The organism is uncultured Marinobacter sp., from assembly GCF_963974375.1.
Lineage (GTDB): Bacteria > Pseudomonadota > Gammaproteobacteria > Pseudomonadales > Oleiphilaceae > Marinobacter.
Genome location: NZ_CAXBDN010000350.1, coordinates 1 through 3,405, shown reverse-complemented (window position 1 = coordinate 3,405; position 3,405 = coordinate 1). Strand labels below are relative to the sequence as shown.

The window sequence follows — 3,405 nt, the reverse complement described above, 5'->3', positions numbered from 1 at the left end:
CTCCAGCCGGTCCAGAATCGTAGTGACCGTCGCCTGACTGAGACTGACATGATCGGCGATGGTACCGATGGTCACCTCGCCAAGATCGCGAATCGTGCGCATAATCAGCAGCTGAGGCCCGGTCAGACCGGCGTGCTTGCTGAGCTGCTTGGAATGCAGATCCGTTGCGCGAATCACCCGCCGCAAGGCAACCAGCACCTGCTCATAGCTTTTTGCTTCAAATGCCTCGTCGGCCGACTGGCGGACGGAGGTTAATACCGGATCATTCAGACTATGGTCGGACATCTCGCTCACCATTCAAATTGCCATTCCTTTATACCTCTAACTATTAGAGGTCTTTGTTCTGAAAAAAGCAAGCAGTAGTTCTGCGCACAGCCTGCTCTCCCGTGGCAAAGTGACTATTCGTTCGATAGCTGCTGATCAGTGGTTTCCGTGGCAAAACCCCTCTCCCCTGGCCTAATATGCTAAGGTTTGCGTCCTGAAATAACGGCAAACCGACAGGATCTGTCATGCACCCAGCAAACCGTCGCATTCCTCACCCGCTTCACCATCTGGCCGCTTCCGTGCTGTTTATCATGGCGCTGACTCTGGCACTGTTCGCCGGAACTGTGACGGCACAAACCGCTGCCACGCCAGAGGGTCCCACCCAGGAACAGCTGGCAGCAGAAATCGGCGAACTGGAAGAACCCATGTACACGCCTTTCGTGGAACTCTACCTGCTGGAGGAAACCAAGGCGCTGCGTACCGAAATGCAGAACACCCGGGCAGAACTGATCGAAAAAGTGGTCGAGAAAGAACTGTCGGTAGCCGACAAAACCATGTCCTACGCCACCGACACGGTTACCTACTTCTTTTATCTGATTGCCGGTGCCACCTCTATTCTGGTCATGCTGGGCTGGAACTCGATCCGCGACATGCGCAATCAGCTCGCCACCCTGGCAGAAAAGCGGGTCAATGAGCTGGTTATCGAATACGAAAATCGGCTGGAGTCCATTGAGGAACTGCTGCAGCAAAAATCCGACATCATTCACAAGAACCAGGTGGAAATCGAACAGACCAATGAGGTTCATTCCCTGTGGCTGAAAGCCAGTCAGGAAACCTCCCAGCAGAACAAGATCTCGGCCTACGACCGGATTCTTGATCTGCGCCCGGACGATGTTGAAGCCCTCAGCTTCAAGGCCGATGCGGTGCTGGAAATGCAGGAACCCCTGTGGGCCATCAGTCTGTGCCAGCGGGCTCTCAAACTGGCACCGGATAACGGCCATGCCCATTACCAGCTGGCCTGTGCCTGTGCCGAAATTGGTCGCTGGGAGGACGCCATCAGCAACCTCAGCAAGGCCGTCGAGATTTCGGATGCCTACCGGGACGATGCCTCCGTCGACCCCAGTTTTGCCCGACTGACAGACCACAAGGCATTCCGTGAGCTGGTCTACCCGGAAGACACCGACGAGCCCACCAACGACCACGTCTGACCGTTACCGTCTGCCTGCTGTGTGCCTGTTTTTGCAAAGCAGGCCTCACCATGGGTGACCGGCATTCGGGTCGCTACATTGCCCGGATGCAATGACCGCTCCATGGGCGTAGTATTTCCTGAGCATTCAGTGTTTCCCGGTTCACGGTTGAGCCCGAAAAGGACATAGCTGACAAAAGGATTCTCGTGATGTCATTGTTTCTCAGGACAGCAGTGGTCGCAGGGCTGATCGCCCTTCTGTCAGGCCCGGGACTGAGCCTTGCAGAGATCCGTATCGGCATTGTCGGTCCGCTGAGCGGTCCGGTCGCCCAGTACGGTGACATGCAGTTCTCCGGCGCCCGCATGGCCATCGAGCAGATCAACGCCGCCGGCGGCATAGACGGCCAACCCCTGGTCGCCATTGAGGCCGATGACGCCTGCGACCCCAGAAAGGCCGTTGCAGCGGCCAATAAAATGGTCAGCCAGGGCGTCCGCTTCGTGGTCGGTCATCTGTGCTCCAGCTCAACCCAGCCCGCCTCTGATATCTACGAGGCCAGTGGCATTCTGATGATCACCCCGGCATCCACCAATCCCGAAATTACCCGCCGCGGCTACAAGCTGGTGTTCCGTACCATCGGTCTCGACAGCATGCAGGGCGCGGTCGCGGCCCGGTATCTGGCCAGCCTGTCGCCGGACAAGGTGGCCATCATCCATGACCAGCAACAATACGGCGAGGGCATTGCGCGAGAAGTTCGCACCACGCTGCAATCGGCCGGTGTTGACGTTCCGGTATTTGAAGGCGTTGCCGCCGGTGCGCGGGATTTCTCCGCCCTGATCAGCCGCATGCAACAGGCAGGCATCAGCCACGTGTACTACGGCGGTTATCACCCGGAACTCGCCCTGATCCTGCGCCAGAGTCGTGAAGCCGGATTCAACGCCGTGTTTATGGGCCCGGAAGGCGTCGGCAACCGCGATCTGAACTATACCGCGGGTGAAGCTGCCGAGGGACTGCTGCTCACCCTGCCCCCCAACTTTGATGAACGTCCCCGGAATCAGGACCTGGTAAAGGCCTTTGCCGAAAACAACCGGGACACCTCCGGCCCCTTCGTGCTGCCCGCCTTCACGGCCGTGCAGCTGATTGCCGAAGGCGTTCGCCGGGCCGGGTCCGACGACCCCATTGCGGTGGCGCAGGCCCTGCGCAGCGGTGAATTCGATACCCCTCTCGGTATCCTCCGCTTTCAGGAAAATGGCGATCTCACCTCGTTTGATTTCGAGGTCTTCCGCTGGCACGCCGACGGCACCCGGACACCCGTTGACCAGGCAAGCAACCGGTAGCAACCGCTAGCCACCTGACGGTAAGACCCGGGGTAATTGTTGAAATTCAGCGACCAAAATTGGCCTTTAAGGCCACTCGGATATACTCTTGGGTAACGGTCAGACTGTATCCGTTACAGTCACACGGTCGTAGAGTGGGGGTGCCCATTGCGCCTTAACCTGCAGAACGTTTGTATGTTCAGCGCGCCGGACAGCCCGCACGACAAGAGAAACCAGGCACACGACGGAACTCCAGGTGTGTCAGCGACGTACAACCAATAGAAAGGATTGAAAAATGAAAAAACTGATCGCAGGTGTCATTCTTCTCGGCGCTTCCAGTGTCGCTTTTGCCCAGCCCGGCTGTGGCGTAGGCGCAATGATCTGGAAGGGACAGTCCGGCATTGCGCCCCACGTACTGGCAGCAACCACCAACGCCACCTTTGGTAACCAGACTTTTGGCATGACCACCGGCACACTCGGCTGCCAGACCAACCAGTCAGTTCAGTCCATGGCCATGTACATGGACAGCAACATCGACAAGGTTGCCCGTGACATGTCCCGTGGTACCGGCGAAAACCTGGAAACCCTGGCGGTACTGCTGGGCGTAGGCTGGCATCACATCGTCAACTGCGAACAGCGTC

4 protein-coding genes are annotated in these 3,405 nt (G+C 57.9%); 3 read left to right on the top strand and 1 reads right to left on the bottom strand.

Going from position 1 to position 3,405, the window contains the following annotated elements; genetic code table 11:
- The coding region (locus AAC035_RS19795; protein ID WP_339806840.1) for a MarR family transcriptional regulator at nt 1-285 on the bottom strand (285 nt) is incomplete at its 3' end.
- Nucleotides 286-509: 224 nt separating this feature from the next.
- On the opposite strand from AAC035_RS19795, the gene AAC035_RS19790 reads away from it, so the two are divergent.
- The 3 genes from AAC035_RS19790 to AAC035_RS19780 all read left to right on the top strand — a co-directional run.
- The gene (locus AAC035_RS19790; protein WP_339806839.1) at nt 510-1,472 is read left to right on the top strand and encodes a CDC27 family protein; all 963 of its coding nucleotides are present in this window, start codon (nt 510-512) and stop codon (nt 1,470-1,472) included.
- Nucleotides 1,473-1,660: 188 nt separating this feature from the next.
- Entirely contained in the window at nt 1,661-2,785 is a 1,125-nt protein-coding gene (locus AAC035_RS19785) for a high-affinity branched-chain amino acid ABC transporter substrate-binding protein (RefSeq protein WP_339806838.1), read from the top strand.
- Between the two features lie 274 nt (nt 2,786-3,059).
- Nucleotides 3,060-3,405, top strand: a 346-nt coding sequence (locus tag AAC035_RS19780; RefSeq protein WP_339806837.1) for a DUF3015 family protein, incomplete at its 3' end; no start/stop codon positions are given.